General features: G+C 73.4%; 7 protein-coding genes. All 7 read right to left on the reverse strand.

What is annotated here, in order from left to right; translation table 11 throughout:
- Positions 1-2: 2 nt before the first annotated feature.
- On the reverse strand, positions 3-770 hold the full coding sequence (locus tag IRZ18_01475; protein ID MBX5475778.1) for a nucleotidyltransferase family protein: 768 nt from the start codon (positions 768-770) through the stop codon (positions 3-5).
- Positions 767-1756 carry a 4-(cytidine 5'-diphospho)-2-C-methyl-D-erythritol kinase gene (locus tag IRZ18_01480; GenBank protein MBX5475779.1) on the reverse strand — a complete coding sequence of 330 codons (990 nt, stop codon included), beginning with the start codon at positions 1754-1756 and terminating at the stop codon, positions 767-769. Before IRZ18_01480 ends, IRZ18_01475 begins: the two co-directional genes overlap by 4 nt.
- Positions 1757-1847: 91 nt before the next feature.
- A complete protein-coding gene (gene cphA / locus IRZ18_01485) occupies positions 1848-4460 on the reverse strand; it encodes a cyanophycin synthetase (protein ID MBX5475780.1) in 2613 nt (870 codons plus the stop codon).
- A gap of 1 nt (position 4461) precedes the next feature.
- Positions 4462-5376 (reverse strand): cyanophycinase, encoded by a 915-nt coding sequence (locus tag IRZ18_01490; protein MBX5475781.1) that lies wholly within the window; start codon positions 5374-5376, stop codon positions 4462-4464.
- Positions 5377-5398: 22 nt separating this feature from the next.
- Positions 5399-5662: a Veg family protein gene (locus tag IRZ18_01495; protein ID MBX5475782.1), complete on the reverse strand. Its 264-nt coding sequence runs from the start codon at positions 5660-5662 to the stop codon at positions 5399-5401.
- 106 nt (positions 5663-5768) lie between these two features.
- Complete coding sequence (locus tag IRZ18_01500; protein ID MBX5475783.1) at positions 5769-6242, reverse strand: ribonuclease H-like YkuK family protein; 474 nt, start codon at positions 6240-6242, stop codon at positions 5769-5771.
- A 56-nt stretch (positions 6243-6298) separates the two neighbouring features.
- Positions 6299-6526 (reverse strand): hypothetical protein, encoded by a 228-nt coding sequence (locus IRZ18_01505; protein ID MBX5475784.1) that lies wholly within the window; start codon positions 6524-6526, stop codon positions 6299-6301.
- Positions 6527-6592 lie beyond the last annotated feature (66 nt).

Genomic DNA, 6592 nt, shown 5'->3' on the forward strand with positions numbered 1-6592 from the left:
GCCTACAGCGGGCGGCCGCCGCTGGACGCGAGCACGCGCTCGGCCAGGGCCAGATCCTCGGGCTTGTCCACGTCCACGGCGATGGCGGCCCGTTCCATGACGAGGGCCCGTCCGCGCAATCCCGCGATCCGCTCCACGCGCCGCTCGATCGCGGCGATGCTCACGCGCCCGCCCAGCAGCGCCCCCAGCGCGATCCGCGCGCCGAACAGCGGCAGGAGGGTCAGGGGCCGCTTGCGGGCGGCGTAGACGCGGTCCAGAAACGGCCAGACGCGCGCCAGCGCCGCCCGTTTCAGGTAAAAGACGTTGCCGCCCGTGTAGCGCCGCCCGCCCACGCGCACGTAGGTGCGCGTCACGCCGGGGTACGCCGCCTCGCAGGACTCCTTCGTGACGATCGGGTAGACGATGTCCGCACCCGCCGCGCGGGCCCCCTCCACGAACGCCGCGATGTCCTCCGGCGTGAGAAGCGGGACGTCGCCCGTGGCGATGAGCAGTTCCTCGCCTTCCGAGAGCGCCTCCACGCCGCGCCGCAGGTTGGCGACGAGCGAGTCGCCCGGCTCGATGAAGCGCGTGCGGGGGTCCGCCCCGCCCCCCGGAGGCTCCGGTCCCACGACGACGACCTCGCCCACGTCCGGCACCCCCCACAGGGCGTCCAGCACGTACGCGACCATCGGCCGCCCGGCGACGGGGATCCAGGCCTCCCACTCGGCGTCGCTGACCGAGCTCAGCTTCCCGTGGTTGGCCCGGCCGGCCAGGATGACGGCTCCGATCATTCGCATACCCCCGTATGGCGCGGAAGTTGGCCCGCGGCGGCCTCGCGCGCGCCGTCGACCTCCCGAACGTGGCCGGCGTGCGCGCGCAGGCGCCCGCTCCACGCCCAGTAGCCGCGGGCGCGCAGCGCCGCGGCCAGCGCCTGCGCGTCCGCGTCGTCGCGCAGGATGGACCAGACGGCCGTGCCGCTCCCCGTCATGCCGCTCGCGACGGCCGCCGGCGCGCCGGCCACCGCCTCAAGAAGCGGCCGGATGTCCGGGCACAGGCGCACGGCCGGCGCTTCCAGGTCGTTGAAGCACGCATCCCAGAGACGATCCAGCCTGCCCGCGCGCGCCGCGGCCTCCACCTCGCGCCACGCCGGGTTCGCGCCCGGCTCCGCGGCGTCGGGTCGCAGCGCGTCGAAGGCGCGGTAGACGTCCTGCGTGGACAGCGCGGCGCGGGGTTTGGCCACCACGACGGGCATCTCTGGCAGCGGCGGCAGGTTCTCGAGGCGCTCGCCGCGGCCGTAGGCCAGCGCGGTGCCTCCGGCCAGCAGGAAGGGCACGTCGGAGCCGACGCGCGCGGCCACCTCCGCCAGCGCCGCGGGCGCCACGCCGCCCCGCCAGTGCGCGAGCGCCCGCAGCATCGCGGCCGCGTCGCTGGAGCCGCCGGCCAGCCCGGCGCCCGCCGGGATGCGTTTCTCCAGCGTGACGCGCGGCTCGGGCAGGCCGGGCCAGCCGAAGCGCTCCTGAAAGAGGCGCGTCGCTTTCCAGACAAGGTTCTCCTCGCCCTCTGGAACGCCTGCCGCCTCGGGGCCGGTCACGCGCAGCTCGAACGCCGTCGCCGGTTCGATGGTCAGCCGGTCATAGAGCGAGATGGTCTGGAAGAGGGTGGCCAGCGGGTGAAATCCGTCGTCCCGGCGGGGACCGACGGCCAGGGCGAGGTTCAACTTGGCCGGCGCGCACACGGAAAGGGGCCGCGGCCGGCTTTCGGACGGCGTCGCATCCATCAATGGCTTCGCTCCGACCGTTGTTTCGCCGGAGCCGGCGCGAATCCTGGCGGCGGAGGCGCGGGCAGCCCCCGGCGGCCGGCGGCGTTCTTCACCGCACGGCCAGCGGCGGGCGGTGCACGCCGTGCTCGGTCGCAGCGTCCAGCAGAGCCAGGACGGGCTCCAGCTCCTCGTAGAACACCACGATCGTGTCACCTTCCGCAGCCCGTTGCAACGCCGAGCGCAGCGCCTCGATCTCGTCCGCCACGACCTCGATGCAGTCGTCCCGCAGCCCGGCAGCCGCCGCTCCGTCGCGCAGGAGCCGCGCCACCTCTCCGCCGGGCCGCCCTCGACGGTCGCGGTCCTCCTTGATGACGACGCGGTCGCACAGGCGGCCGGCCACACGGCCGCTCGCCGCCACGAGATCGTCGCGCCGGTCGCCCGGCACGCCGATCACGCCCCAGAGCTGGCCACGCGTCAGGCGCCGGGCGGCGGTGAGGGTCGCCTCCCACGCGGGCGCGTTGTGGCCGTAGTCGACGACCACCGTGACCCCGCCGACGCGGCGGACCGTGAAGCGGCCGGGATTGGCCTCGTCCGCGAAGCTGCGCAGCGCCTCCGCGATCGTCGCCGCGGGCACGCCGAGCGCCCACGCCGCCGCGGCCGCTGCGAGCGCATTCGCGACCTGGTACGGCAGCGCGCCCCCGCGGGCGAGCGCGACGTCGGCCACGGGCAGGATCGCCTGGCCGCGGCCCGCGCCCTCGACGCAGAGCCAGCCTTCGCGCACGCACGCCACGGCGTCGCCCGGCCGGCGCGGCAGGCCGTGCCCGTCGCCCATCGTGAACCACGCGACGCGCCGGTTGCGGCCGCCGGCGATCGACGCCACGTTCGGGTCGTCCGCGTTCAGGACGAGCCAGCCGTCGCGGCGCGTGACGTCCGCCAGCAGGCTCTTCACCCAGACGAGGTCCTCCAATGTCTCCAACCCGTCCTGGCCCAGGTGGTCCGGACCGATGTTCGTGATCACGGCCACGTCGCACTCGTCGAAGCCCAGCCCGCCGCGGATGATGCCGCCCCGCGCCGTCTCCAGCACGGCCGCCTCCACGCGCGGGTCGGAGAGCACCAGGCGCGCGCTGCGCGGGCCGGTGGTGTCGCCTTCGGCGACCGGCTCGCCGGCGATCCGCACGCCGCCCGTGTACGCCGTGCCGACCGTGCGCCCGTCCGCCTCCAGGATGTGCGCCACAAGACGCGTCACCGTCGTCTTGCCGTTCGTGCCGGTGACGGCCACGATGGGGACGCGCCCGTCGCCGTCGCCGAAGAGGCTGTCGACGATCGCCTTCGCCACGGCGCGCGGCTCCCCGCGGTCCGGGTCGAGGTGCATGCGCAGCCCGGGGCAGGCGTTGACCTCGATCACCGCGCCGCCGGTCTCCGGCAGCGGGCGCGCCAGCGTGCGCGCGACGATGTCGACGCCCGCCACGTCCAGCCCGACGGCGCGCGCGGCACGGCGACAGACGGCCGCCACCTCGGGGTGCAGCTCGTGGCTCACGTCGACGGCCGAGCCGCCCGTGGACAGGTTCGCGCTGTCGCGCAGCCACACCCGCGAGCCGCGCTCCGGCACGGACTCCGGCGTCAACCCCTGCCGTGCGAGGGTCGCGAGCGCCACATCGTCGAGCGTCACGCGCGTCAGCGAGCGCTCGTGCCCTTCGCCGCGGCGCGGGTCGGCGTTCAACCGCCTCACGAGTTCCGCGACCGTGGCCTCGCCGTCGCCGACGACGAACGGCGGGATCCGCCGCGCCGCCGCCACCACCTCGCCGTCGACGACCAGCACGCGGTAGCTGTGGCCCGGCACGTGGCGCTCGACGATCACCGGGCCGCCGCCCGCCTCCCGCCGCGCGCGCGCAAACGCCTCGCGGACGGCCGCCTCGTTCGTAAGGCCGACCGTCACCCCGCGCCCCTGGTTGCCGCCGGCCGGCTTGACCACGACCGCCGGGCCGAGCGTGAAAAACGCCCGCACCGCCGCGCTCTCGTCCTCGGCCACGACGCCTTCCGGCACCGGCACGCCGGCCGCGCGCAGCACCTCCTTCGTGAGCGCCTTGTCACAGGCCACGTCCACGGCCACGGCGGACGAGCGGTCGGTCACCGTGGCCCACACGCGCTTGCGGTGAACGCCGTGCCCCAGCTCCAGGAGGCTGCCCCCAAGGCGCCGGGCGGGGATGCCGCGCCGCCGCGCCTCGCTCAGGATGGCGGCCGTGCTCGGGCCCAGGCGCTCGCGCCGCACCGCTTCCGCGGCGCGCTCCACCTCGCGGGCGGCGTCGTCGGCGCGCCCCTCGAGGAGGTGCAGCACGACCTGCACGGCCGCCTCCGCCGCCGCGCGACCGCCGAGCGGCCCGTCGTGCTCGAAGACGACGGCGAACACGCTGCCCGACCAGCGCCGCGTGCGCCCGTAGCGCACGTTCACGCCGCAGCGCGCCTGCAGTTCCAGCGCCACGTGCTCCACGACGTGGCCGAACCAGGTCCCCTCGCGCAACCGCTCGATCAGCCCGCCCGGCCGCCCGCGCGAGCAGTGGTGCTCCTTCAGCCCCGGCAACAACCGCACGAGCGCCTCGTTGAAGCCCGGCACTTCGAGCGTCTCCCGCCGGTCCCACGGCCCCAGGTCCAGCAGCAGGCGCACCGTGGGGCGCAGGCAGTACACGTTTGGTCCTTCGAAGACGTCGATCCGTTGAATGCGCATGTCAGGAACGGCCCGCCTTCTTCGGAGGGAGCGGCCGGCGCCGCGCGAGGTCGAAGCGGTAGCCTGCCGGGAGCACGTGCAGCCGCACGTCCGTCAGGGCCAGCGCCTCGCCGCCGCCCAGCTCGCTCGCGTTCGTGCCGCTCACCTGCGCGCCGTCGAGAACGGTGACGGTGCGCGACCCGACGACCTCGAACAGGCCGTCCGGCGTGACGACGACCGCCGTGTCCTCGTCCACGCCGATGCCGAGCACGGCCGGGTTCTGCGCGAGCGCGCTCAGCAGGCGGCCGATGCGCCCCCGCTGCGCGAAGTGCTGGTCGATGACGGTGTTGGGCAAAAGCCCGAGGCCGGGCGCCATCTGGATCGTGTTCAGCGCCGGCGTGGCGTCGCCGTCGCCGCCGACGATCATCGTGCCGGACAGCGCCGAGGCTCCCGCGCTCGTGCCGGCCAAGGGCGCGCCCGCCTGCCAGCGCGCGCGCACGGCCGCGTCCACGCGCGTGCCGCCCAGAAGGCTCGTGATCCTCAGCTGGTCGCCGCCGGTGAAGAACAGCGCGTCCGCCTCTTCCACGCGCCTGGCGGCCGCCTCGTCCTGCGCCGCCGCGCGGTCCCGCAGGTCCAGGAACGTCACCTGCAATCCGAGATCCTCCAACACGGGCCGGTACACGTCCTCCACTTCCCGAGGGCGTTCCGAGGCCACGCCGAGCACGGCGACCTCCGCGCCACGCCCGCCGCAGAGTCGGGCGAAGCATTCGAGGATCGCGCGGTCATGGCGTTTGTCTTCGTGGCCGCCGATGATGAGCAAAGGTCCCGGCAACGTCACGCGCTTACTGTGCCCGCCGTCCGGGGCGATATGCACGGGCGCCGGCGCCAGCGCGCGGGCATGAAAAACGGGCCGGCACCATGGCCGGCCCGGTGACATGCGCTTGCCCGTTCCGCAGCCGCTAGCCCGCGGAGGCGGACACGTTGTCGCACGGCGTGAGCTGCACGGCTTCCATCAGAATGTCCGCGTACGAGTAGGAGATGCGCCGGTTCTGCTGGTCGGCATCCAAACGGATGACGAAATGGTTCGGGTAGGTTTGCTCCAACGTACCCTCGCGTTCCACGATCTTGCGGCGCCCCGGGTTGGCGCGGATGTGCACGCGCCGCCCGATGAGGTCCTCGATCTCCTTCTTGATCTCCGCAAGCGTGGTGGGTTGCGTCGCCATTCGACCACCCCTTTGGCAGCAGCGTCTACACAGAGCGTACCAAAAGGGAGGGGCCTTTGTCAAAATTTTTAAAGTATATGAGAGCCCGGCTGACTCTGTCAACGACTCATTTCGTGTACCGGTCGGCGACGCTGGACGCCCCGTACGATTCCGGCTTGATCTTGGCGCTGAAGCCGCTCCCCGCCACCATGCCGACGATCTCGCGGATGAGGTCCCGGGTCTCCCCGTTGGGGCCGATGTCGAGGTGGATCTCGATGTCGACGTCCTCGATGCCGCTGCTGGAGAGCCATTCGGCGATGCGACCGGCGATGTTGAGGCTGAGCGAGGTTTCGTAGAAGATGCGCTGGCGGAGGGAACGGATGTGGCGGTGCTCTTCCCGTTGGTAGTAGTAGCGGGCGCCCTTTCCCCTGCGGTGGACCACGACCGCGGTCACGAACGTGACGCTCCGCTCCCGCAACTGCGAGTCCGTGCCGACGATCAGGCTGTACCTGGCTTCCGGATCGTCCTCGACGTACTGGCGGATGTCGTCGAACATGTCCTCAAGCGATAAGACGCCGAGCGATGGGCTGACGAATGCCAAGACGACCGCCCTTCCTGATCGCCCTCTCCTCGTCTCATGGCCAATTCCAGTATACCTCACGCCGTGTCGGCCGGTTTTGGCCAAATCGACGCGATCTTGGCGAATTCTTCAAGCGATAGCGTCTCCGCTCGCCGCCGCGGATCGATGCCCAGCGCTTGCAGGCGCGTTTCCAGCTCCGCTTTCGGCACCTCGCCGGCCGCGGATAGCGCGTTCGCCAGCGTCTTTCGCCGCTGGCCGAACGCCGCGCGCGCCACCGCCAGCAGGAGGCGCGGGTCGGCATCCACGGGAGGCGTCGCGGGGGGGGCGCGCCCCCCCCCCCCCCCCGCCCCCCCCGGCCCCGGCCCCCACGC

It is taken from the genome of Clostridia bacterium (assembly GCA_019683875.1).
Lineage (GTDB): Bacteria > Bacillota > Sulfobacillia > RBS10-35 > Bu92 > Bu92.